The sequence below is a fragment of the Escherichia sp. KCJ4928 genome, assembly GCF_004352695.1.
Taxonomy (GTDB): Bacteria; Pseudomonadota; Gammaproteobacteria; order Enterobacterales; family Enterobacteriaceae; genus ECMA0423.
Map to the genome: position 1 here is coordinate 1 of NZ_SJWV01000607.1, position 462 is coordinate 462.

At 57.1% G+C, this 462-nt stretch carries 1 protein-coding gene; it reads right to left on the minus strand.

Annotated features, from left to right (window positions below):
- Positions 1-439, minus strand: a 439-nt coding sequence (ssb, locus tag E0D98_RS25830) for a single-stranded DNA-binding protein (protein WP_131891538.1), incomplete at its 3' end; no start/stop codon positions are given.
- Between the last annotated feature and the right edge of the window lie 23 nt (positions 440-462).

The following is a 462-nucleotide window of genomic DNA, read 5'->3' on the forward strand; positions in this document are numbered from 1 at the left end:
CTTTCTTTTTCGCGCCACCTTTTTTCGTCGCGTCAGCACTCTGTGGCTGCCCATTCTGCTGAGGCTGCGGTTGCGCCTGAGCGTTCTGCTGTGGTGCACTCCCCAGCATCTGCATGGTGCCCGTGGTTTTAACAAGGATTTCAGTGACGTAACGGGTAATACCGTTATCTTCCCAGCTACGGGTACGGAGTTGCCCCTCGATGTAGACCTGCGCGCCCTTGCGCAAATATTCACCTGCCACTTCCGCGAGCTTGCCGAACAGCACCACGCGGTGCCATTCCGTCTGCTCCCGCATCTCCCCCGTCTGTTTGTCGCGCCAGGTTTCTGACGTGGCCACCTGCAGGTTTGCCACTGCGCCCCCGTTGGGGATGTAACGGACTTCCGGATCTTTACCCAGACGACCAACCACGATGACCTTGTTGATACCACGTGCACTCATAAGAACCTCCTGACTGAAAGATG